The organism is Shewanella goraebulensis (assembly GCF_030252245.1).
GTDB lineage: Bacteria > Pseudomonadota > Gammaproteobacteria > Enterobacterales > Shewanellaceae > Shewanella > Shewanella goraebulensis.
This window is the reverse complement of sequence record NZ_CP126972.1, coordinates 4,153,901-4,176,072: the sequence shown is the minus strand read 5'-3', so window position 1 is coordinate 4,176,072 and position 22,172 is coordinate 4,153,901. Positions and strand designations below refer to the sequence as shown.

Here is a 22,172-nt window from a genome sequence, read left to right as displayed (position 1 = left end):
AAAGGATACGATTTCAGGATGAACTTATTTAATCGAACCAGTTTGAATACGCTACTGGTAAGTTGCACAGGTCTATTGTTAGCTGCTCACTGTCAATCTATCGCTGCTGAAACCTCGTTTACTCCTCAATTTACCGCACATCATATTGATGCTGATTTTGAGCTAACTCAAGGCATAGTGAGTGCCAACATTCTTGAGCATCAAGGCAATGAATTAATTGCTGTAGGTGTTGATGATAATCACGAACGCTGGTTAGCTATTTATGGTTTTGAGAATGAGGCATTAGTGCAGCTTGATAAATTAATGCTCTCAAAAGATATATATAGCTTTGATATTAATGAGCTAGAACCAGCTAAAGTCTCAGGTTTTAATCAAGCTGAAGTACTTACTCAACAACTCTTTTTCGTTACCGATAATGCCTTACTGCAATATTCACCAGCGCAAAAAAAGCTCTTAGTATCAACGACTGAACCTGATGAGGAATTAGACTCCGTTGATGTCATGCCCAACCAAGGTTCGCTTAAAAAAGTGGCAGATATTCAGTCTATTTCAGTGACGACGCAAGCCGATTATATTTCTCGCGGTAATTTCGTGATTGATATTAACAATGATGATATTGCCGATATTCTTATCAGTGACTTTAGAGAAACGGCTGTGCTATTAGGCCAAGCTAATGGTGGATTTATCCAACAATCTTTACCTCTCCTTCCTGTGGTTGAGCTTAAAAATAATGGGGCAGAATATAGTCATGCCAAGCTGTATCACAGTGATATGAACTTTGATCAGCGCGATGACATCATTAAAGTTGGTGAAGGCTCACTTGAAGTCTATTACCAACAAGAAGATGGGCAGTTTTCTGAAATCGCAGAGTTTATCTCAGTCAGCCAGCCGATCAGTGGTGTTGATTGGTGGAATAAACGTGATGCCTATGGCGAGAATTTAGATCAAAGTGATTTGCTCTACCGTAAGGTTGAGCGCATCGGTGATGTGAATGGCGATGGCATCAGCGATCTGGTTGTACGCTATACCAAAAGCTCAGGTGTGTTAGACAGGGTTAATGATTACGAAATTTACCTAGGCAGTAATAATAACGGCCAGTTAAGTTTTCCTCGAGAAGCAAATACCATCATTAAAGCGGATGGCACACTAACAGGCTTACGTTTTGAAGATCTTGATAATGATGAAGTTGATGAAGTGATTGTCGCAGGCTTTGATATTGGGCTGACACAAATCGTCAGTGCATTACTTTCAGGCAGCATTGATCAAGATGTGCATATTTTTAAGATGAATGATGCCAGTTTGTTTGCAGACAAAGCCAATGTCAGTAAGGAAGTTGAATTAAGCTTTAGTTTAACCTCTGGCCAAAGTGGTGAGCCAGTGGTTGCCTTAGCCGATATTAATGGTGACGGTTTTAAAGAGCTATTATTGTCAGACGATAATGAAGAACTGGATATTTACTATGGTCAAGCAGGTAGTGAGCCTTTTAAAAAACGCGCCGAAGAATGGTCTGTAACTATCCCTGTTGAAGGAGCCATGTTATCAGCTGTGGATATTAATGCCGACGGTAAAGATGATTTATTGCTTAAATTTGGCAGACAAGATCCTGAAAACCTACAGCGCCGCTTTAGCGTGTTAATCGCCAATTAATGCCGATTTTTCATTCTAGCTTTTAAACAAAATAGCCAGCTGTAATGCTGGCTATTTTATTGGTCGTGATTCAAACCTTTATCGATTTAGTGGTGCTTGTTTAAGCTAATGATAAGCTTACTTTTTGCCTGAAACTGTCGTTATATTAGGTTTTACTGAAAGTGATCAACCTCAAATAAATAGATAAAGATCGTAAAAATCGGTTTTGCTTTTCGATGATGAGCGTAAACTAATCTTAAACATGTAAATTAAATGCATGATTAAAGTCATCATCAGGAGAAAGGCAATGTTCTGTATTCAATGTGAGCAAACAGTTCGAACCCCAGCAGGCAATGGTTGTAGTTATTCACAAGGTATGTGCGGTAAGTTAGCATCAACGTCGGACCTTCAAGATCTTCTTATCTATATGCTACAAGGCGTATCTGCATATGCTGTAAAAGCGCGTGAATTTAATATTATCAATGCTGAAATTGATACCTTTGTGCCTAAAGCATTCTTTGCCACGTTAACTAACGTGAACTTCGATGATGAACGTTTAATGGATTACGCCTATCAGGCGCAAGATTACCGTAACGAATTAAAAGCGGCTTACGAGCAAGCGTGTGCCGACAATGGCGTAGAGCCTGAAGCTGTTATTGCACAAGGTTCACTAAACCTTGCTGCTTCAAAACCTGAAATGTTAGATCAGGCGCCATTAGCACTGCCTAACCGTGGTGATGTGCATGAAGATATCCTTGGTCTTCGTTTATTATGTTTATACGGCCTTAAAGGCGCAGCAGCTTATATGGAACATGCGCGCGTATTAGAACAAACAGATGCTGACGTTGCTGGCGAGTTCCATCAAATTATGTCTTTCCTTGGTGAAGATTCAGTTGATGGCGATAGACTATTTGGCACAGCGATGGAGATTGGCCAACTAAACTACCGCGTGATGGCGATGCTTGATGAAGGTGAAACCAGCGCATTTGGTCACCCTGAGCCAACTGAAGTCAATACTAAGTCAGTTAAAGGTAAAGCGATTTTAGTGTCTGGTCATGACATGAAAGATCTTGAGCTTATCTTGCAACAAACTGAAGGTAAGGGCATTAACGTGTTTACTCACGGCGAAATGCTACCGGCTTTAGCTTATCCAGAATTTAAAAAGTATCCGCACCTTGTAGGCAACTACGGCAGCGCATGGCAAAACCAGCAGCGTGAATTCGGTACTTTCCCAGGCGCTGTTGTGATGACATCTAACTGTATTATCGACCCTAACGTTGGCGAATACTCAGACCGCATCTTTACGCGTAGCATTGTTGGTTGGCCTGGGGTGACTCACGTTGAAGGTGAAGACTTCAGCGAAGTGATTGATAAAGCATTAGAGCTTGAAGGATTCACTTATGATGAAATCCCTCACAAGATCACTATTGGTTTTGCTCGTAATGCCTTAATGGAAGCTGCACCTACAGTGGTTGAAAATGTGAAAAATGGTTCAATTAAGCATTTCTTCTTAATCGGTGGTTGTGACGGTGACAAATCAGAGCGTAGTTACTTTACTGACCTTGCTAAATCAGTGCCTGACGACACCATTATCCTGACACTTGGTTGTGGTAAGTACAAGTTCAACAAACTTGAGTTTGGCGACATTAATGGGATTCCTCGCTTATTAGATGTGGGTCAGTGTAACGATGCTTACTCTGCTATTCAGTTAGCATTAGCACTGAAAGATATCTTTGAATGTGACATCAATGAACTACCATTAAGCCTTGTTTTATCTTGGTTTGAGCAAAAAGCGATTGTGGTATTACTGACGTTACTATCACTTGGTGTTAAAAACATCCGCACCGGTCCTACACCGCCTGCTTTCTTAACTGAAAACTTGGCAAAAGTGTTAGAAGATCAATTCGGTTTACGTAATACCACTGATGTTGCATCAGATCTTCAAGCAATGATTAAGGCCGCTTAATCAGCTGTATACGGTGATATAGGCTATCAGCTTGTATCACCGATTATTCCTCAGTTTACATCTCTAGTTATTTATCATTGACCCAGTGAAAGGTGCCCTATGAGCTCATCAGGATTTTCATTTTCAGCAGCGCTCTCCTCAGTGCAATCAGCTTCTGCTCAATCTGCTTCTAAAAATGAAAAGGCAGAGACAATAGAGAAAGCCATTGATAAGCCAAAAACGTTAACTAAGCCAACTTCAGGCTTTTCCATGTCGGGTGCGCTAGCAAATGTGGCTGCCAAGGCTGAAAGTCATGCTGAAGCTAAAGTCAGTGCTAATACTGAGTCGAGTGCTATATCGAATGGGAAAGACCAAGCGTTATTAAGTGCTGACGATTGGCAGCGTGGTGATATCAAACTTCGCTGTGTTGAGAAATGGCATGAAACCCATGATGTGATCAGTTTTCGATTTCAAGGATTAACGCCTGTTAAATTTAATTACAAGCCGGGCCAATTTATTACTTTTAAGTTAGACATTGATGGTGAATTAGTCTATCGCAGTTACACCATGTCATCTTCACCTTCTAGACCTTTCTCAATCGTGGTGACGGTTAAACGGATTGTAGGCGGCAAAGTATCTAACTTTGTAGCAGACAAAGTGAATGAAGGCGATGTAGTCACTGTGATGGGCCCTGATGGCGCATTTAACCTTGTGGATATTACTGCAGATAAGTATTTATTCTTAAGTGCAGGCAGCGGTATCACCCCTATGTATTCTATGTCTCGCTGGTTGCTAGATGCCAGAGTCGGTAGTGATATTGGCTTTGTACACAGTGCGCGCAGTAATGATGATATTATTTTTGCTGATGGATTAAGTTCAATGGCGCATAGAAGCGCTAAGTTTAATTTAAATTACCTATTAGAATCGGCACCAGAGCTTGCAGAAAGTGTTAACCATACTGGCTGCGATAGCAGAATGTTGGGTCGTTTCGATATTGAAAAGCTTGGATTGTTAATCCCTGACTTTAAGCAAAGAACCATTTTTGTATGTGGACCAGAGCCTTACATGGTTGCAGTTAAATCTTTGCTTGAAACAAGCGGTTTTGACATGGAAAACTTTCATCAAGAAAGCTTTGGCGGCGCTGCGAAACCTAGCGCTGTTATGAGTGATGCAAGTAGCGATATGAGTGGTAGAGAAAGCGCTCAGTTTATGCTTAACATCGCTGATAAAAACATCCCATTATCGGCTGAGAATACCTTATTAGATGGTATTGAGTCTGAAGGGTTACCCATTATTGCAGCGTGTAGAAGCGGTGTATGCGGTGCATGTAAGTGCCAAGTGACTTCAGGAACAACTGAGTCCACGAGTACGATGACATTGACCGAAGATGAAATTGCCGCGGGTTATGTATTAGCATGCTCAACTAAAATCACTTCAGACGTGACGTTAAAAATGTAGTGCTTAATACGTACCTTGCTGATAAGCAGATAAGCAGATAAGCAGATAAGCAGATAAGCAGATAAGCAGATAAGCAAAAAAGTCAGCAACAGCTGACTTTTTTATTGGTTAATTCAAATGAAAAACTGTGATTATGAGCCGTTTAATAAAGCGTAGCTTAAAAATCCTAGCCAGCTTGCGACCAGTAATATCCAGGGGAACTTAGGTGATGAGGTCGGTGCTTCAGCATTGAACTCTATTTCATTGTTTTCTTGTCGTGACTTAGCTTTCAAATCTTGTTTACGCTGTTTATCACGACCGCGCGCTTTCGCTTTTTGTTGTTTTTTGTATTCCGCAATGCCTTTCTCAATACCTTGGGCAATCAGCTTAGTTTGCTCTTTGGTTTGCGAAGGTTTTTGAGTGGCTTTAGCGACTTTCATTGCTTCATTTTGGGTTTCTTGGGAAATATTTTTCGCCATTACTGCCTTCTGTCACGGTGTTTAATTCTAACTACACTATACCGAATCTTAACGATGAAGATAAATTGTAGATTAATTTTTGTTAAACCATGAGCTATCGCACGAGTGGGCACGCCGCTTTATCGTAAAATGGATTTTTCAATATAAGGAATCGTTAAATGTCTGACTCTATTCATGGTCGTAATGTTATTAAGTTGATGAAGGCACAGAATACGCCACAACCACATCAGCAATGGCTTGCTCTTATGGCGCAGGAATTTGGCGAGAATGCACAATTTCATACTTGTCGTGCAAGCGATATGACGGGTGCACAATTGGTTGATTTGTTTATCAGCAATGGCCGTTTAACTGAAACAGAAGCTGGCTTTCAAATTAATCAGTGTGGCCACTGTGCTGGTAAAGAGCACGGTGAAGAAGGCCACTCACACGATTAATGGCTGAATAAAGCCAGTTAATCTTGCAGTAGCGACTCTTACTAGAGTTGTACCGCTAAATAATAAAAATGCCAGTCGATGACTGGCATTTTTGTATTCATTATTTGGAAGTCACTTTATAGCGTTTTAACCAATCACGCTTAAATAGCCCTGCAAGATAATAGCGTTAACGATATCAATGAAGAATGCGCCAACAATTGGTACCACCATAAAGGCTTGTGGTGAAGGGCCTGTTCTTGATACTAATGCACCCATATTCATAACCGCAGTCGGGGTTGCACCCATACCGAAGCCGCAATGACCGCCAGCCATGACTGCTGCATCATAATTACTGCCCATTAACCTGAAAGTGACAAAGTAAGCAAAAAATGCCAGCACAATACCTTGAGTCAATAAGATGATTAATAGCGGTATTGCAAGGTCAAAAATTTCCCAGAGCTTTAAGTTCATTAATGCCATTGATAAGAATAAAGCTAATGAAACAGTACCGAGAATATCTACACACTCGCTATTAATCTTAAACCCACGGGTCATCTCTGTTGTATTGGTAATAACTACACCGATGAATAATGCATAAACAAATTCAGGCATTTTTAGCCAGCCAATGTCCATCACCGAGACGAACTTACCGAACCATTTAGCGCCAGCAACACACAGTAGTAGTACAAATAAGACTTCTAAAATCTTCTTAGCGGTGACGCGATCTTCTTCTAACTGATCGTAAGTGACAAGATCTGGGTGGTCTTTGTGGTGATTGCCACCAATGCCGTAAGAAGAAACTAAGTTGTTTTTATTAATCAACCTCTGAGCTACAGGTCCACCAATAATGCCGCCCATGACTAAACCGAAGGTCGCGGCTGCCATAGCAAATTCAAGGGTGTTAATGCCATAATTTTCTTGGAATGTTTGTGCCCAAGCTGCGCCAGTACCGTGTCCACCAGATAGCGTAATAGACCCTGCTATCAAGCCCATAATAGGTTCTAGTCCTAGTGCTGTGGCTAAACTGACCCCTACAGCATTCTGGATAATGATATAAAGCGAGGCAATACCGAGAAAAAGGAAGACTTTACTGCCACCTTTTAAAAGTAATTTATAGCTTGCAGCTAAACCGACCGTACTGAAAAACATCAACATTAAGGTATTTTGCATAGATAAAGAGAATTCTATGCTGATGTTGTTGAAGTGCAAGACGGTGATAAAGCCAGCGACAATAAGCCCACCGACAATGGGTTCAGGGATATTATATTTTCTGAAAGCGGCTAAGTGACGATTGACCGAATGGCCGATAAATAAAACTAAAATCGCGATGAGAAACGATTCGAGTTCTCCAATAGAATAGACTGTATTCATGAAACTCCTATGGGGTAGCAATAAAAATGTTACGCACTGCTACAGCGCATCACCATATGGTATGCCTTTATTTATGACTTAATTGATTAGTTATGCTGATTATAGATTAAGAGGAGGCTAAATATAATGATAACGGAGTTAATTGGAGGATTAACAAGCTGGAAAAGGCGCAAATTAACATGGCATTAATGTCATTGGTGAGGATGTTAAACTCATGGATACAAATGTAGAGCACTTGCTTGTTGCTTGTTACGGGGCTGATGGGCGTAGATTCTGCGTAAGAAATGGATTTGCTTAGTAGTCTTGTATATTGAGATTATTAGTTTTTATCTTTATAAAAATAGATAGTTATTAAGGTACTAGTGGTTTCGACTTATGAACTTTATACAGACTATTCATGGCATAAAAAAATGGAACCGGATAATGACCCGAGTTCCACTTCATATTTACCTGTAGCATGTTGTGTAAACCTGCTACTGACAAAGACCGTAAAATTAGTCTACTGCTACCATCACATTGCTTGCTTTGATAATTGCGTAAGCATTGCCACCAACAACTAATCCTAGTTGCTCACAAGATTTTTTTGTCACAACTGAAGTGATTTCTACACCTTGAGCAAGCTCGATTACCACTTCGTTGTTCACTGAACCTTCTTCAATAGAAAGAATTTTGCCAACAAGTGAGTTGCGTGCACTGATTTTCATAATTTGTAATCTCCAGTTAATAAACTTATACATAATATTGATGTATGTTGCTAATCTATATTATAAACAATCATTTGCAATGATATTGAAGCTTAATTGCTACTTGTTTAGTGATCATTTTAAAGATTTGAGTGCTGTATCTCAATTTGAGTCACAAAAGCATAGTTTATCTTGCACATTTAAAGTCATTCATAAGTAGTAAATATAAATTAAATTAATCATTTAAATATAATTTATTACTACTTTGATTATTAAAAATACCTCATTGATTGTATCTAAAATGAGTTAAAACAAGCTGGGATATATAGTGCTTTAAATGACTATTTACGTGTATGAGGAGACAATGGTAAAGCTATCAGAATAATTATTATGATGATTTATATTTTAGAATCAATCTATTAAATCTGCTTCCTTAATGGATAATCATTCTCAGTAGATTTCTAAATAAATTACATGCTAACTTAACGGTTGTGCTTGCTTGTTAAGCAAACTAATGGACAGAGTCGATCTTCTATATTTAGGGAATGTTATGCCAAGGATGTTGCAAAATACTGGATTGAGTCAGTTTTTAGAAAATAAAATCACCCCGAATATTTTAAGTTTACTAGCTGGTTTGTGCCTTGTTGTTAGTGGCTGTAGCTCAACTCAAAAAAATACCGCATCTGAAATCCCACTGCCGGAAACGGGTTCGTACTTTATCAACTCTAAAGAGTTTGTAGATATTCCTTCTATTGCAAGTTTATCAAGTTTGCTGCCGGAGCAAAAAGATGAGCTCAATGCGTTTATTGCCAGAGATAGTATTAAAAACTTACCGAAACGAAACCAAGTTGTTGAGTTTATCCAATACAAAATGGTTAATTTCAATTATGAAGGCTTAAACTATAACACCTCACAAGCGTGGCAAAATAAGTCAGGAAACTGTATGGCACTGGCAATGTTGACCTATGGTGTTGCCAAGTATTTAGATGTAAGAGCTGTGTTTCAAGTGGTTCATTCAGCGCCGTTATTGACTCATATCTCTAATGATTTAGTGGTGTCGTCAGATCATGTGCGTACTTTTTTATATGAAACCGATGCGGGCGGTGTTTATGTGAATAACAGTGACTTTATCGTGATTGATTACTTCCCTGATAGAAATGACAGAACCGGTGGTGTGGTTTCTGATAATGAGTTTTTAGCGATGTTTTACCGTAATTTAGCTGCTGACGCATTGTTAAATGAAGATTTGTTATTGTCATATGCCTTGCTTGAGAAAGGCCTTTCACTGGCGCCAAAGTACACCCCATTAATTAATATGATGGCGATTGTTCATCGACGAGTGGGTGATTTTCAAACGGCGGAAGATTTCTATTTATACGGATTACACTTCGAGAGTAACTCGCTGACATTGCTGAGTAATTATAGTTATTCTCTCATAAAAGATGACAGAGTTAGTGAGGCTACAGCGATTAACCAGCAGTTATTAGAGCTTGAAAATGAAAGTCCTTACGGCTGGTATTCGATGGGCATTGAGGCGTTAAGGCTTCAAGAGTACTCAACCGCAGAGATTTACTTTAAAAAGTTTATTAAAAATACGCCTTATTATCACCAAGCTTATTATGAGTTGGCTAAAGCGCAAAGTGCACAAGGCAAGGTTTTAAGCGCTAAAAATACCCTAAAACAAGCTCTAGATTTGACCTCAATGGATGATAATCAACAAAAGTATCTGGCTAAACTTAATTGGTTAAAGCAAGGTTGATAATGGTTTTCATGGGGTTGTATTGAAGGCAGGTAAGTATTTTTAAACTTATCTTAGACTTGTTAAATAAGGATGTTTGCCATGTTCAGTCAATTATTTGTTTTTATTATTGGTGTTTTAAGTTTAGTGCTAGGCCTTAAAGAAGGTGATTATCTTTGGGCTTTTTGTGGGTTAATAATGACCCTTTCAGGGATTAACCTTATATATAACCTGAAAACAGGCAAAAATATATGGGATAAATCTAACTGATAAAAAGCGACTTTCAATAGTAAAGACTCAATAAAAAAGCCACATAGCGTGGCTTTATTCTTTTGAAGCTAAGGTTTGAGCCAAGGTTTAGGCTAAGGTTTGAGCCAAGGTCTAGGCTAAGGTTAACGCCACCATTTTAAGTGGATGGTTATTATCGAAAGAAGGGAAATCTTCATGGCAATGAATCCACTCTAATGACGATACTTTACGCCCTTGTTTTTCGACACAGCGCACTAAGCTATTTAACCAAGCTTCACGTTCAACTTTGGCCACGTTGTTACAGCAAACAATAGTACCGCCATCCTTAGTTGCTAACATGGCTGGTTTAAATAAGCCTTGGTAATCATTGATTAAGTCAACAGTGCCAAAAGGGCTTTTAGCAAAACGTGGAGGATCTAAGAAGACTAAATCAAATTGTGTTGCTGCAAGTTTTGGATACTTAGGTAGTTTTTGACCGCGGCGACCACCCACTTTAAGCCCTGCTAACTGTCTGAGTGCAGGAAAGGCATCACTTTGAATAAACTCGCATACTTCAGCAACATCATTTAGCTCGGCATTCTTTTTACCTGCTGCCAGTGCAAATGATGAAAAATCAACATTAACGACTCGACTTGCACCGCCCATGGCTGCTGCTGTACCAATGCCACAAGTGTACGAAAACAGATTCAATACAGTTTTATCTTGGCTATGAGCTATAACGAATTCACGACCGATGCGCATGTCTAGAAACAGTAATGGATCTTGGCCTTCATGACGCAATTTAGAAGTAAATTTAATGCCATTTTCTTGGATGACTTGTTCTGAGCAAGCAAACTCGTGATGTTCGCTGTGAAGGTTATTTTCGATGCGAGAGTTACGTTTAGCGCGATCGTTATAAATAACCGGTAAGTCATTGAGCTTAGTTAATACAGAGGTGACTTCTTCAAGCTGATCTTCAGTTAACGTTTGATGAAATGTCTGAATAAGCCAAGCATTGCCATATCTATCAATGTTTAACCCATTTTCGCCTTCAACCGTGCCGTGGAAAATACGGAAACAATCGGTGTTATTGAGTTCAGCATTAGCCAGAAACTCCGCCCGTTGAGTGATAGCTTGGGTGAGTGAAGACTGCAAAGACATAGATAAGTGCTCAAAGAAGAAAAGAATCAATCGCTAATTATATCAAGCTTAATGGCTGCTGTGGGTAAAAGCGTGATAAAAAGCTTGAGTTAGTGCTATTTGTACTACTGATGAGTAATTACTTAATCAGCGAGCTTGAAATGATTGCTTTAGATAATGATGGAAATTGAACAATAAATTTAGCAGTTTTTGAGGGGAATCCCCTGTTAAGGCAAGTAAACCTTATAGGTTTTATCCGCAATAATTTTACCATTAAGCTCAAGTGTCATACGCCAGTTACCCACTTTGTTGCTTACAGGTGGCCAAATACAGTCGCCTAAATAAAACTTCCAGTCGTTCTCTTTAATATACACTTCACCATCGAAGGGCTCGCGAATATTACCATCAGCATCAGGTATATCAGGGTGATAAATACAGTACCGGAGCACCTGGTTCTTGGCTTTTTTAATGCGGGTTACAAAGCCAAACTCCATATCTATTTCAGCTGGTACATGTACAGTGGCTTTTAAAAAACGCGGCAGTTCATCGCTATCAGAATCCCATTGGCTGAAAATACCTGACTGGATAATGCTGACATCGGCTTTCAATTTACTCATAACTGATTACTTTAAATGTATTTTATGTAGAGCGGCTATTTAGCTTCAGTTAACTGCTTAATCGCAGCCTGCATGGCAAACTCATAGCCTTGAATGCCTAAACCGCAAATTACACCGACCGCTTTATCTGAAAGGTAAGAGTGATGTCTAAAAGGCTCGCGCGCATGCACATTTGAAATATGCACTTCAATAAAAGGGATATTGACGCCAAGCAAAGCATCACGCAGTGCCACACTAGTGTGAGTAAATGCTGCAGGGTTAATCACAATAAACTGTGCATCAGTTGCGTGAATAGCATCGATAAGCTCAAACTCAGCGTTAGATTGAATATGGTCAAAGGCAATATTAGCAGTATCAGCTTGAACTTTAGCATTGGCGACAATGGTTTCTAAATTATCACTGCCGTATAAACCTGGTTCACGACGACCTAATAAATTTAAATTAGGGCCATTTACTAACAATATTTTGGCTTGAGTCGTCATTGAGGTTCCTTGCTAAATAGTTGGGTCATTGCTTATACGAAGCTTTAATCTAAATCTAATTAGATTAAATTAAAGTCGATTATGTCAGTGTAATTTATCACGTTAATGATTGCCAAGCGGGGAATTATTTTCATGATTCAAATTAAAAAACTCGTGTGCTGATGATTGTTAAATCAGACTGGCTTTCAATCAAGTACTCGCATTTATCATCGCAGATTAATAATCTGATTTTCCGCTGCGCAAAGCTTTAGTAGCGCCACGTTTCTTTTTCGAATCGACTCGGCGGCGCTGGCTGCCTTTGGTCGCTTTGGTCGGTATTCGCGCCTTTTGCACGATTCCAACACCTTTTACCAACTCAATAAACTGCTCTAAGGCTAGCTGGCGGTTAAAGTCTTGGCTGCGACTTTGCTGACATTTGATAATGATTTTGCCACTTTTAGTAATGCGATGATCGGCTTTAGCCAGCAGTTTTTGTTGGTAAAACTCTGGCAAGGAAGATTGCCTAATATCAAAAATGATCTGCGCCGCGGTGGAAACTTTATTAATATGCTGGCCGCCCGCACCACTTGAACGGATGAATTGCCATTCAATTTCATTATCTTCAATGCTGACACGGTTGGTAATATTTATCATTTGTAGAGTTAACTTAACTATTTTTTACGCTTTAGTGTGTTGAGTTTAACAAACTTTTCTATAGTACTGCTGATAAGATTTGTTACTATCAGCAAGAATATAGGCTGCAATCAGAAAATTTTTTGTCAGTCAGCCGCATTACCGTTGGAGTTGCTTTATGTTGTGCCAAATCCCAGATATTGCCGAAGGTGTTATTAGCTTGTTTGTCAGTGGTCGTTTATCTACCCAAGATTATCAAACTCATCTGCAACCACTCATCACTCAGTATCGCGAACAAAGCGGCAAAGTTCGTTTATATATCGAAGCCGATGTGCTGCTTGAAGGCTGGGATGTCAGCTCATTATCGGGTGGCGATAAAGTCCAACTTCCACACTTTGATGCATTAGTATTTGTCGGTGGCCCTGACTGGGTCGGTAATTCAGTAAATTTATTAGGGCCATTTATGCAAGGCGAAGTGGCTTGGTATCCGTTAGAGCAAAAACAGCAAGCGATCGCTTGGTTGTTAGATTAAATTTAATTGTTTATTTAGGTTATTAATTCAAGGAAGTTATTACATTATGTCTATTAAAACGTCAGTATCTAAAGTTTCAATAAAAGTTGCAGCGTTAATATCAGCGGGTGTTCTTGTTTTAGGGTTAACGGCTTGTGCCCCTGAAGTCGGTAGTGAAGCTTGGTGTAAGCAAATGAAAGAAAAACCAAGTGGTGATTGGAGCTCTAACGAAGCTGCAGATTACGCTAAACATTGTGTATTTTAGTTTGTTATCAAGGTAACATTTAGATACGTAGTTTGATTACCTGTTAATGGTGAAAGTCCTTTCTTTACAGTGGGTTACAAATTGTATCTATTGGTTTTTTTACTCTATAACTTTTTAAGAATTAGTGTAGAGTTCTTATTCTAATAGAAACCTCAATCTCAAGTGAGGTGATTACAATTTATTTAGGAATTCATTTTATGAAGAAAGGACTCATTGCTGCGTCTACCATTGTTTCTTGCTTAGTTTTATTGCCTGGTTGTAGTGCTATTAATAAAGGCATTAGCGGCTTAAATAAGCTTTTTCAAACACCAACTATTCCCGTTTCCCAGCTAAAACCTGCAAGAGAATCTAGCGCGCAAAATATACATCGTATTGCAGTTATTCATGATAAACGCAATTTGAGCGGTGGGTCTATTTTAGAAACAAACCTTACCGGTATTAAGTTACACAACTCTCCTTATTTTACGCTTGTAGAGCGTTCAGCTATTGATAACATCATAAAAGAGCAGACTTTAAATGATGGCATGTTAACTGACTCTGCTACACGAATCAGATTAGGAAAATTAACAGGAGCTGACACTCTTCTTAGCGCTAATTACTCTTCAAAAGTGGATTCTAATCGATATAAAGAAGAGCGAAGTAAATGTGTTGAAAAAGGAGATGACTGGTACAAATGTAAGCGCTCTAAAACTTATAATGTAAGCTGTACTAAGAAAACCGCAATGGTCGTTTTAGAGCCTAAAGCTGTTTCGGTAGAGTCTGGTCGCATTCTTTTCTCTAGGAATTATAGCGAAATGACTGAGGCTAGTGTTTGTGATGATTCCAATAAAGCTTTGCCAACAGATGAGCAATTAAAAGGTCGTGCTATTGCTAAAGTCGCTTCCGAATTAAAAGCAGATTTAGCCCCATTCACTATCACTACCGATGTAAAACTGATGGAGAGTGATAATTCGAAAATGAGTAATGATGCTGAAAAGTTGTTTGATATGGGAATCGATTTTGCTCACGAGAAGATGTATAAAAATGCTTGCCAAATGTTCACTAAAGCTCAAAGTGCCTTCGCTGACTCACTCGCGATTACATATAACAATGCTGTATGTGCTGAATTTGTAGCTGATATAGAAATGGCTGAAGCATTTTATACCAAGGCCACGACAATGACTGACGATATAGATAAATTAAAATTGATCATGGATGGTGATAGTCGTATTGCTGGCCGCTTAAAAGACATGCAAGTTATCAGCTCTTTAAGCCAATCTAGACTTTAAAGTAAATGAAATACAGCTCTTAAAAGAAGAGCTGTATTTTTTGCTCTTTATCATTTTTCAATTTCGGGATTTTTCATGCAAAAGAACAGTTTTTTCACTGTTATTTGTCTAGCAACGTTGTTTTTTAGTTATAAAGCTTCAGCTTGCAGCTGTGATAACTATTATCCAGCAAGTGAGCAACCTGAATGGGTTTCGAAGCAGCAAGCTGATGATATTCAATTTATATCTGCAGGGTCCTCCATTTGCACAGGGCTTAAAAGTCTAGATGAGAGAAGATCAGATAACGATGCAAGGATATCGCTTTCAAAATTGCTCAATACAAGGGTAAAAGCGGCGGAATCTAGCAAAATAGGTGCTGTCGATGGCGCTAGTTACGCAAGGTATAGTGCCAAAACATCTTTGGATAGTGAGCAAGTTTTAAAAAGTGCGATCATTTTTGAGCGTTGGGCTGATACCAAAAATTGTGTTGTATATGCTGGAATTAAAGTGACACAAGCCAACATTGACAGTGCAATAACTGAAAAAATGCAGCAGAAACAGCAACAACTGAACGCAAAAAATGCCTGTGTGTTCAGTCAAGGTGAGAATAAACGTCAAGTTAAAGAGTGGATGATAGAGCGGCTATTGCAGCAGGGCTTTGTATTTGAACCTAATAAGAATTGCCAAGTAAACTATCACCTTTCGAACAAAATTATTAGTAGCCAGAGCGATATGGTTAAGAACAGTCTTGTTGTGAAAATTTATACAGAATACAAACCAATATGGCATAAAACATATACAGGTAAAGCCCTGAGTTTTAGCCATAGAAGTCAAGGTGAGTTAACAAAAATGGCAATCAGCGATAGTTTAGATAACTTTTTTGTTGACCTAACCGAACTTAAAAGTAAGCCGGTAACGCCATGAGTTCAGTAAAAAAAGCGGTCGCTAAGTTAGTGACAGGCTCTTCGATTGAAGAAGAAGAGGTTAAAACAGGTTTAATGGCAAATGCCTCTCGAATGCTGATGTATTTTGCCTTTTTATTAATGGGACTCGGGAATTGGTCTGACTCCAAAGAGCTGCTAACTGAAGGCTACCAAGGTTTTATTACACACTTTACCGATAGAATTGAAAAGGAAAAGTTAGCGTCATTACGAGTAGGGAATTACTTGCCTCATGTTGAAGCGTCTATTGGTATTCCGATTGTCGTTAAAGCTTCTTCGATCAATGTAGGACTAGAGTACCGATATTATAAAACAGATAAGTTTTTGCTCACATTGATTAATGAACAAAATAGAATCTCGGGAGTTGTCGTTCATTCGTTAGCTAGCGATAGCAAAGTGTTAGATAGGTTTGCGCCGCAAGTTCCCTTTAGTGAGTATTTCATCGTAAAAGATTCGATTGCCTCAATTAGTAAGGTAAGTAACGACTATTACTTTGATAGTAACAATCTTATTTATTTTATGACCTCGCGAAATCTTGGTTCGGCTGGAATGCAATTGAATCAAGCATCAGGAGTTACCGAATATGATGGCCATCAATCAGGGTTAAAGCTCAAACTAGATAAGCTGGATGAAGCGTTGATGATGGATAAGTTAGAACAAGCGAAGCCTTTGGCGGCAGAACTGACTTCTCAGCGTGCTAATTTTTATGCCATATATGAAGTTAAAACTCAGATTATTGCTGACAGTTTATTAACTCGTTATGAGTTTAATGCCTATTTTAAAGGATGAAAACCTTGTTCGTTGTGAAATATCCACGACATACAAGGTCACTTCAAGGAGCGAAAGTAAGCGTATGAATATTCAAAATGAGTTGCTAAAACTGACACTTTCTCGAAGTCGTGCCATTAAGTGTATGTTGCAGTCCTTGTTAATTGTAATAACTTTTAACAACGAGGTCGCTTTTGCCGAAAATGATTTTGCTAAATTTAAAAAGCAGCAACAGTCAGAAATGACAGAGTTTAACAATAGAAAACAAGCCGATTATACAGATTATCGGGAGCAGTATTTGGCAGAATATGATGTTTATCGAGGGGAGATAATGAAGTTTTGGCGAGTGCCAGAGCAGCATTCTATTCAAGAAGATATTATCTATACCCAAGATAAGCAAACCCGTATCAAAGTGGACGCTGTTTCCGGGGGAGTCACTATTGAGCATCTCACTGATAATGCCATTGATGGTGCTCAGTTAGTTAAAAAGCTTAAGCAAGATAGCAATACCCGTGAGTTGGTGATTTTAGTTGGTGAGCAAGAGCTTAAGTCTCAATTAACACAACAAGCGAAGGCACCAGTATCTCAGCCTGAACTATCTATACCTGAAACAGAAGTGATTATTAATCAGCAGATCAAGGCGCAAGAACAACAAATCTTGTCTCAATTAGATATGCAAAAAGATTTATTACTGGCTCAAGATGAAAAGGATGTAAAAGATTCAAAACGGATAGAACAAGTTGTTCCGAACAAGCAGGAAATGAATAACATTGCTAATAACGAACAAAAAGTAGCACAAGTCCAAAAGCATACTAAGCAACGTATCAATGCTGCTGAAAAACAGCGTGTGACTCAAGCAAAAAAGAACCCTAAATATAAAAAAGTACAAGTGAGTAAATTACAGTTACCTGAAGACTATCTTTATAAAATTTCAAAGAATTATTTGAGATTTTATCAGTTACAGGCGACACAGTACTCGCAACCATTGTCACTATTACTTGCTATTTCTTATGCTGAGTCGTCATTTGATCCGAAAGCTAAGTCACATATTCCAGCTTATGGTCTGATGCAGATTGTACCCTCTTCAGCGGGTGTTGATGTCGCAAGAAAGATTCATCGAAAAGATCAAGCACCGAGTTCCCAAGAGTTGTTTAATCCTAGCTTTAACATCAGTTATGGCGCGGGTTATTTGTCGATACTTAATGATAGATACCTAAATGGCATTCAAGACCCATTAAGTCGACAGTATTGCGTTATTGCTGCTTATAACACTGGTGCAGGTAACGTGGCTAAAACGTTTAATGGCGGTAATAACCGCTCTGTGAATCAGGCTTACGCCATAATTAACTCACTCACACCTGAACAAGTTTACCAAAAATTAGTTAACGATCTACCTTACTCAGAAACTCAAAAGTATTTGGTTAAGGTGAAAGATCTTGAAAGACGCTATCAAACTCAAATTAAACAATGGAACCTTTAAATATGGATATGTTCATGAAAAAAACACTACTTATGTCAGCAACTTTTTTGGTTATAGTTGGTTGTAACAACACTCCAGCGTCGCAATCAACAGCATTGGCTGAAAATGACGCGGTACCAAGTTGGGTTTACCTTCCAACAAGCGAGAAAGGTTTGGCATCTTCAAGCTGTGTTGCTTGGGGGGGCAATATGGCTGTGGCAAGGGCCCAGGCTATTGCTAATGCGAAAGCTGATTTAGCGTTGCAAATAGAGACCAGAGCCCAAGTGATGGATAAGTCTATGAACACACAGTCTCAGCAGGGGACGTCAGTTCAAAATAAATCTACTTTTACTCAGGTCAGTAAGCAAGTTGCCGAGCAAAGCTTAATTGGCGCAATTCCTAAAGAGATTGCCTTTGCACGTATAGATAACCAAAAGCAACTTTGCGCGCTAGTTGAAATGGAAAATACTAAACCCATTTTTGATAAATTACTCGCATCAGCTGGAGTTTCAATGGATCCAAACTCAGAAGCTATGCTCTATAAAGAGTTTAGAACAACAGTAGTGACAAAAGAATTAGAAGCACAGCTTAAAAACCAGTAATAAGGACTACCACTTAGAATTGTGATCAAAGTGACTATTGAATGATTTAGGGGTGGCAAGTGTTGAACTTTCAGCTACACTCGCACTCACATAACTGATTTAAAGTTAGTTTGTTGACTATCCTTTTTAGTCTTTGTTATCACTAAGGTCTTTTTTGTATTCATTAGCCGTTATTCAACAATTTGCTAAAGTTATGCTCGCCGTTATGTTGCTGCAATTTATCAGCACTAACTTAGGTGAGCATCAGTTGCATCTTGGTGATGGTGAAAATGAGCAAGTGAACCATGCTCATTTGGTGATTTCAGCGCCTGCTGATATCTGTAATAAGGCTGATGATCTTACCCATCTGTTTAATGCCACCTCGAGCCAATCTGAGTTGCATAGCCATGTGACATTAAGCGACATTGAAAACTATGAATTGTGTTTAGACTGTCAGTGCCATGGCGGTTATTCCGCAACGATTGATGTGATTGCTCAGTTAATGCCAACCGCGGTTATATCAGAGGCTCCTCAAACCTTTATCCAAGCGTACATTCCACCAGAGGCTCGTTTAAGTTACCGCCCGCCAATTTCATTAATCAGTTAACCCTTAACTGATTAATTTTGCATACTTAAAGATTTGTTTGGCTGATTCAGTTCAAAGCACCACTGCTTTGTTTACTGCTCATTATTGGCTGCTGTTTCTCTTTGTCTGATGATTTGTTATTGAGCGCACATACTTTGTAATAGTTAACTTGTCACAGCTATCTAGCATTAGCTATCAGGCATTAGTTTTCTAGCATTCGTTATCTGGCTTAAAGCGAAACATCTCGATGAAGGGATAACAATTCCTGCACGGTTAATCATCAATTAATTTTATGGTTTTGACTTAGGTCGAATCGAGAATAAATGATGAAGAAATCTATTATTTCCTCAGCGCTTGCAGTGCACCTTTGTGCGATGGCCGCGAGTGCTATTTCAATACCTGCTGTTTACGCAGCAGATACGTTTTATGTATCAAACACGCCCAATGAAAAAGGGGCTTATTATAAAACACAACCAACCTCTAGCGAGTTAGCTATAGGTCATTCGGCAGAGAAAGTGCCGAGTACTTCAGCAATAGCGCAATGGTTGCCAGAATTAATGCAATCATTTGAAAAACTGCCTGAGGTGCAGTCTCAAATTGCACTTAAACGTCAAGCTTTACTCAATTTATCAGCTGCTGATAACGCAGTGTATAACCCTGAACTTGGGCTTGATTATCAATATGCTCCAGATGATGACACTTATACCGTTGCTGTAAGCCAAACCATTGATTGGAGCGATAAACGTGGCGCAGCAATTCGAGTCGCTCAGCTTGAATCTGAAATTGTGTTAACCCAAATTTCAACGAGTCGCAGCCAGTTATTGTCACAGCAATTATTGGCATTAGTGACGTTACAGCAACAGCAAAAGCTACTGGCGTTTAATCAACAGCAATTTGACTTAGCAAGGGCGCAACTCGCCTTAGCCGAGCAACGTGTTGAAGCGGGTGATATTGCGCTTGTTGAGTTGCAGTTGATGCGCCTTGATGTTGCCAATAACGCCGCAGAGCTTGCTATTGCAGAGCAAGCGCTGATTAACGCTGAGACTTCAGCTTATAGCCTATATGGCAGTGAATCCCTACCTCATATTGAGTTAATGAGTTTGATCGATATTAACTTAAGCCAAGAGGTTGATTCTCGTCTTCCTGCCCTTAAAAGTTTTTATCAGCAAGTCATGCTATCAAAGCTCAGTGTGGGTCAATTAAAAGCTGAGTTAGCTCAAGACCCCAGTATTAGCTTAAGCGCCGAGCGTGAGGGAAGTGACAACAAGTTTGGCGTTGGTATTTCAATCCCGTTATCTATTAGAAATGATTATAGCGATGCCTTAAACAGTGCCAATGAAAGTATTGTAATTGCAGAGCAAAAATATTTGGCATCAGAAAGAGTGCTACATCAGCAATGGCGACAGTTTAATCGAGGACTGCCAAGGTTATTAGAGCGCTATCAAGACTGGATAGCGTTAGTAGAATTGTCAGGTCAAGAGGCTGCAGCGTCATTATCTGTGCAGTGGCAGAGCGGTGATATTGGTACCAGTGAATACCTTCAAAGTCAGCGCCAAATGAGCAGCAGTGTTATTGCCGGTTTAACCCTAGAAGCTAGCTTATATCAACAGTGGCTGAGTTGGATGGGGGACAGTGGTCAGTTAGAAAAAGTGTTGTTAGAGCAACTCTCTGGCCAACAACAACCAGCGCAATTTAATCCTGACAACAGCCAAATTAAAGGTTAACAAATGAATATTCACTCGAAACATGAACAGCTAAAAAACAATAAGTTAAATGAAAGTCAATTAACAAGAAACCAATCGGCAAATTTCAAAATGACTAATGTGTTAAATGCCTCAGCTCTTTCAATCGCGCTAATAGTTTCAATGGGGTTAATGGCTAATAAAGCATGGGCAGGTCCTGGACATGACCATGGCGAAATGAGTTCAGTATCTAATCAACCTGCACCTAATCAACCTACACCTAGTCAAACTATACCTAGTCAAGTACTGGCTGATTTGGAAAGTTCTGAAGCACATTCAGATGATTTGCATGTAGATGCATTAGTGCTTTCACCACGGCAGCAACAACTTGCGGGAATACAGGTGGTTAATTTATCTAATAGTCGTTTTAACTTAAATGCTGTCGCAACGGCAACCATTGTGGTGGATCGAGATCGCACCATGACATTAGCGCCGCAATTAGATGTCAGAGTACTAAAGCGTCATGTGGTACCAGGACAAAAAGTCACTCAAGGACAAGCACTATTAACTTTAGGTGGCGTTGCTGTCGCTCAAGCTCAAGCTGATTACATTACCGCTGCTGCAGAGCTAAATAGAGTGAAAAGTATGAATGCCAGTACAGTGAGTGCGAGTCGTCGTTTAACTGCAGAAGTTCAAACTCAGTTGGCTCGGGCAAATCTTGAAGCGCTCAATATGACAACAGCGCAGATTACTGCACTTGCTAGTCAGCCTGCCAGCATTGGTCAGTTCCAGCTACTGGCTCCTATTAATGGCAGAGTTCAGCAAGATGTGGCTATGTTAGGTCAAGTTTCAACTGGCGGTAGCACGCTGATGCAATTGACCGATGAGTCACACCTATGGGTTGAAGCCCAACTCTCGGCGGCGCAGGCTGAAGGGATAACCAATGGCGATACAGCGTTAGTGAAAGTGGGTGAGATTTCTGTGCAAGGAACCATTATTGGTCGTTCACATGAACTCGATAGCATCACGCGCACTGAACAGGTTTTAGTGAGTATTAATAATAAAGGCGTTGGCTTACATGCTGGGCAATTTGCTGAGTTGTACTTACCAAGTGGTATCGATGGAGGTGTGGTATTGCCTGATGCGGCTTTAACGCGAAGTGCTGATGGTCACTGGCAAGTATTCATTGAAGATGAAGACGGTTTTGAAGCAATAGAAGTTGAAGTGACAGAGCGTCAACGTGGTATGAACATGGTTAAAGGCTTGGCTGCTAGCAGTAACATTGTCATTAGCGGCGCTTTTTTATTGGCATCTGAACTAGCAAAAGCTGGTTTTGATATTCATAACCACTAGGAGCCTGT

General features: G+C 39.5%; 23 protein-coding genes. 16 read left to right on the top strand and 7 right to left on the bottom strand.

Annotated elements, in window-relative coordinates:
- The first annotated feature begins 18 nt into the window (after positions 1 to 18).
- The 3 genes from QPX86_RS17630 to QPX86_RS17620 all read left to right on the top strand — a co-directional run bounded on the left by QPX86_RS17630 (position 19) and on the right by QPX86_RS17620 (position 5,029).
- Complete coding sequence (locus QPX86_RS17630; RefSeq protein ID WP_285163373.1) at positions 19 to 1,647, top strand: FG-GAP repeat domain-containing protein; 1,629 nt, start codon at positions 19 to 21, stop codon at positions 1,645 to 1,647.
- Between the two features lie 286 nt (positions 1,648 to 1,933).
- Positions 1,934 to 3,592, top strand: a complete 1,659-nt coding sequence (gene hcp, locus QPX86_RS17625; RefSeq protein ID WP_285163372.1) for a hydroxylamine reductase — start codon at positions 1,934 to 1,936, stop codon at positions 3,590 to 3,592.
- Between the two features lie 99 nt (positions 3,593 to 3,691).
- Positions 3,692 to 5,029 (top strand): hybrid-cluster NAD(P)-dependent oxidoreductase, encoded by a 1,338-nt coding sequence (locus QPX86_RS17620; RefSeq protein WP_285163371.1) that lies wholly within the window; start codon positions 3,692 to 3,694, stop codon positions 5,027 to 5,029.
- A gap of 131 nt (positions 5,030 to 5,160) precedes the next feature.
- On the opposite strand, the gene QPX86_RS17615 is transcribed toward QPX86_RS17620, so the two are convergent.
- Positions 5,161 to 5,487 (bottom strand): DUF2956 domain-containing protein, encoded by a 327-nt coding sequence (locus QPX86_RS17615; protein WP_220752988.1) that lies wholly within the window; start codon positions 5,485 to 5,487, stop codon positions 5,161 to 5,163.
- Positions 5,488 to 5,645: 158 nt separating this feature from the next.
- Here QPX86_RS17615 and QPX86_RS17610 point away from each other — a divergent pair, with 158 nt between their 5' ends.
- On the top strand, positions 5,646 to 5,921 hold the full coding sequence (locus QPX86_RS17610; protein ID WP_220752987.1) for a YecH family protein: 276 nt from the start codon (positions 5,646 to 5,648) through the stop codon (positions 5,919 to 5,921).
- A gap of 126 nt (positions 5,922 to 6,047) precedes the next feature.
- Here the strand turns inward: QPX86_RS17610 and gltS are convergent, their stop codons facing one another.
- A complete protein-coding gene (gltS, locus tag QPX86_RS17605; protein ID WP_285163370.1) occupies positions 6,048 to 7,271 on the bottom strand; it encodes a sodium/glutamate symporter in 1,224 nt (407 codons plus the stop codon).
- Between the two features lie 494 nt (positions 7,272 to 7,765).
- Positions 7,766 to 7,975 (bottom strand): TOBE domain-containing protein, encoded by a 210-nt coding sequence (locus tag QPX86_RS17600; protein WP_102528454.1) that lies wholly within the window; start codon positions 7,973 to 7,975, stop codon positions 7,766 to 7,768.
- A gap of 529 nt (positions 7,976 to 8,504) precedes the next feature.
- On the opposite strand from QPX86_RS17600, the gene QPX86_RS17595 reads away from it, so the two are divergent.
- On the top strand, positions 8,505 to 9,713 hold the full coding sequence (locus tag QPX86_RS17595) for a tetratricopeptide repeat protein (RefSeq protein WP_285163369.1): 1,209 nt from the start codon (positions 8,505 to 8,507) through the stop codon (positions 9,711 to 9,713).
- A gap of 81 nt (positions 9,714 to 9,794) precedes the next feature.
- Positions 9,795 to 9,962, top strand: coding sequence for a hypothetical protein (locus tag QPX86_RS17590; RefSeq protein WP_285163368.1), 168 nt, complete (start codon positions 9,795 to 9,797; stop codon positions 9,960 to 9,962).
- A gap of 111 nt (positions 9,963 to 10,073) precedes the next feature.
- On the opposite strand, the gene QPX86_RS17585 is transcribed toward QPX86_RS17590, so the two are convergent.
- The 4 genes from QPX86_RS17585 to arfB form a co-directional block, all read right to left on the bottom strand.
- The gene (locus QPX86_RS17585; protein ID WP_285163367.1) at positions 10,074 to 11,081 is read right to left on the bottom strand and encodes a class I SAM-dependent rRNA methyltransferase; all 1,008 of its coding nucleotides are present in this window, start codon (positions 11,079 to 11,081) and stop codon (positions 10,074 to 10,076) included.
- 206 nt (positions 11,082 to 11,287) lie between these two features.
- Entirely contained in the window at positions 11,288 to 11,677 is a 390-nt protein-coding gene (locus QPX86_RS17580) for a DUF3859 domain-containing protein (protein WP_285163366.1), read from the bottom strand.
- 35 nt (positions 11,678 to 11,712) lie between these two features.
- Positions 11,713 to 12,159, bottom strand: coding sequence for a type II 3-dehydroquinate dehydratase (aroQ, locus tag QPX86_RS17575; RefSeq protein ID WP_285163365.1), 447 nt, complete (start codon positions 12,157 to 12,159; stop codon positions 11,713 to 11,715).
- 216 nt (positions 12,160 to 12,375) lie between these two features.
- Entirely contained in the window at positions 12,376 to 12,792 is a 417-nt protein-coding gene (gene arfB / locus QPX86_RS17570) for an alternative ribosome rescue aminoacyl-tRNA hydrolase ArfB (protein WP_102528462.1), read from the bottom strand.
- A gap of 157 nt (positions 12,793 to 12,949) precedes the next feature.
- Between arfB and QPX86_RS17565 the strand changes: the two genes are divergently transcribed.
- From QPX86_RS17565 to QPX86_RS17520, 10 genes are all read left to right on the top strand, one after another.
- Positions 12,950 to 13,303, top strand: coding sequence for a SpoIIAA family protein (locus tag QPX86_RS17565; RefSeq protein ID WP_220752980.1), 354 nt, complete (start codon positions 12,950 to 12,952; stop codon positions 13,301 to 13,303).
- A 46-nt stretch (positions 13,304 to 13,349) separates the two neighbouring features.
- Complete coding sequence (locus QPX86_RS17560; RefSeq protein WP_285163364.1) at positions 13,350 to 13,547, top strand: DUF3012 domain-containing protein; 198 nt, start codon at positions 13,350 to 13,352, stop codon at positions 13,545 to 13,547.
- Between the two features lie 167 nt (positions 13,548 to 13,714).
- Positions 13,715 to 14,815 carry a CsgG/HfaB family protein gene (locus QPX86_RS17555; protein ID WP_285163363.1) on the top strand — a complete coding sequence of 367 codons (1,101 nt, stop codon included), beginning with the start codon at positions 13,715 to 13,717 and terminating at the stop codon, positions 14,813 to 14,815.
- A 75-nt stretch (positions 14,816 to 14,890) separates the two neighbouring features.
- The gene (locus QPX86_RS17550) at positions 14,891 to 15,718 is read left to right on the top strand and encodes a hypothetical protein (RefSeq protein WP_285163362.1); all 828 of its coding nucleotides are present in this window, start codon (positions 14,891 to 14,893) and stop codon (positions 15,716 to 15,718) included.
- A complete protein-coding gene (locus QPX86_RS17545) occupies positions 15,715 to 16,524 on the top strand; it encodes an ETEC_3214 domain-containing protein (protein ID WP_285163361.1) in 810 nt (269 codons plus the stop codon). The genes QPX86_RS17550 and QPX86_RS17545 overlap by 4 nt, the downstream gene beginning before the upstream one ends.
- A 64-nt stretch (positions 16,525 to 16,588) precedes the next feature.
- Complete coding sequence (locus tag QPX86_RS17540; protein WP_285163360.1) at positions 16,589 to 17,983, top strand: transglycosylase SLT domain-containing protein; 1,395 nt, start codon at positions 16,589 to 16,591, stop codon at positions 17,981 to 17,983.
- 14 nt (positions 17,984 to 17,997) lie between these two features.
- A complete protein-coding gene (locus QPX86_RS17535; protein ID WP_285163359.1) occupies positions 17,998 to 18,564 on the top strand; it encodes a hypothetical protein in 567 nt (188 codons plus the stop codon).
- 154 nt (positions 18,565 to 18,718) lie between these two features.
- On the top strand, positions 18,719 to 19,150 hold the full coding sequence (locus tag QPX86_RS17530; protein WP_285163358.1) for a hypothetical protein: 432 nt from the start codon (positions 18,719 to 18,721) through the stop codon (positions 19,148 to 19,150).
- Between the two features lie 302 nt (positions 19,151 to 19,452).
- Positions 19,453 to 20,853, top strand: a complete 1,401-nt coding sequence (locus QPX86_RS17525; protein ID WP_285163357.1) for a TolC family protein — start codon at positions 19,453 to 19,455, stop codon at positions 20,851 to 20,853.
- A gap of 3 nt (positions 20,854 to 20,856) precedes the next feature.
- Positions 20,857 to 22,164, top strand: a complete 1,308-nt coding sequence (locus QPX86_RS17520) for an efflux RND transporter periplasmic adaptor subunit (protein WP_285163356.1) — start codon at positions 20,857 to 20,859, stop codon at positions 22,162 to 22,164.
- Positions 22,165 to 22,172: the final 8 nt, after the last annotated feature.

Excerpts from the sequence above, each read along its gene's own strand:
- QPX86_RS17545 (WP_285163361.1), top strand. The coding sequence starts at position 15,715 with ATGAGTTCAGTAAAAAAAGCGGTCGCTAAGTTAGTGACAGGCTCTTCG.
- arfB (WP_102528462.1), bottom strand. The coding sequence starts at position 12,792 with ATGATAAATATTACCAACCGTGTCAGCATTGAAGATAATGAAATTGAA.
- QPX86_RS17535 (WP_285163359.1), top strand. The coding sequence starts at position 17,998 with ATGAAAAAAACACTACTTATGTCAGCAACTTTTTTGGTTATAGTTGGT.
- QPX86_RS17600 (WP_102528454.1), bottom strand. The coding sequence starts at position 7,975 with ATGAAAATCAGTGCACGCAACTCACTTGTTGGCAAAATTCTTTCTATT.
- QPX86_RS17540 (WP_285163360.1), top strand. The coding sequence starts at position 16,589 with ATGAATATTCAAAATGAGTTGCTAAAACTGACACTTTCTCGAAGTCGT.
- QPX86_RS17630 (WP_285163373.1), top strand. The coding sequence starts at position 19 with ATGAACTTATTTAATCGAACCAGTTTGAATACGCTACTGGTAAGTTGC.
- aroQ (WP_285163365.1), bottom strand. The coding sequence starts at position 12,159 with ATGACGACTCAAGCCAAAATATTGTTAGTAAATGGCCCTAATTTAAAT.
- QPX86_RS17590 (WP_285163368.1), top strand. The coding sequence starts at position 9,795 with ATGTTCAGTCAATTATTTGTTTTTATTATTGGTGTTTTAAGTTTAGTG.
- QPX86_RS17560 (WP_285163364.1), top strand. The coding sequence starts at position 13,350 with ATGTCTATTAAAACGTCAGTATCTAAAGTTTCAATAAAAGTTGCAGCG.
- QPX86_RS17550 (WP_285163362.1), top strand. The coding sequence starts at position 14,891 with ATGCAAAAGAACAGTTTTTTCACTGTTATTTGTCTAGCAACGTTGTTT.
- QPX86_RS17525 (WP_285163357.1), top strand. The coding sequence starts at position 19,453 with ATGATGAAGAAATCTATTATTTCCTCAGCGCTTGCAGTGCACCTTTGT.
- hcp (WP_285163372.1), top strand. The coding sequence starts at position 1,934 with ATGTTCTGTATTCAATGTGAGCAAACAGTTCGAACCCCAGCAGGCAAT.
- QPX86_RS17610 (WP_220752987.1), top strand. The coding sequence starts at position 5,646 with ATGTCTGACTCTATTCATGGTCGTAATGTTATTAAGTTGATGAAGGCA.
- QPX86_RS17620 (WP_285163371.1), top strand. The coding sequence starts at position 3,692 with ATGAGCTCATCAGGATTTTCATTTTCAGCAGCGCTCTCCTCAGTGCAA.
- QPX86_RS17595 (WP_285163369.1), top strand. The coding sequence starts at position 8,505 with ATGCCAAGGATGTTGCAAAATACTGGATTGAGTCAGTTTTTAGAAAAT.
- gltS (WP_285163370.1), bottom strand. The coding sequence starts at position 7,271 with ATGAATACAGTCTATTCTATTGGAGAACTCGAATCGTTTCTCATCGCG.
- QPX86_RS17585 (WP_285163367.1), bottom strand. The coding sequence starts at position 11,081 with ATGTCTTTGCAGTCTTCACTCACCCAAGCTATCACTCAACGGGCGGAG.
- QPX86_RS17520 (WP_285163356.1), top strand. The coding sequence starts at position 20,857 with ATGAATATTCACTCGAAACATGAACAGCTAAAAAACAATAAGTTAAAT.
- QPX86_RS17565 (WP_220752980.1), top strand. The coding sequence starts at position 12,950 with ATGTTGTGCCAAATCCCAGATATTGCCGAAGGTGTTATTAGCTTGTTT.
- QPX86_RS17615 (WP_220752988.1), bottom strand. The coding sequence starts at position 5,487 with ATGGCGAAAAATATTTCCCAAGAAACCCAAAATGAAGCAATGAAAGTC.
- QPX86_RS17580 (WP_285163366.1), bottom strand. The coding sequence starts at position 11,677 with ATGAGTAAATTGAAAGCCGATGTCAGCATTATCCAGTCAGGTATTTTC.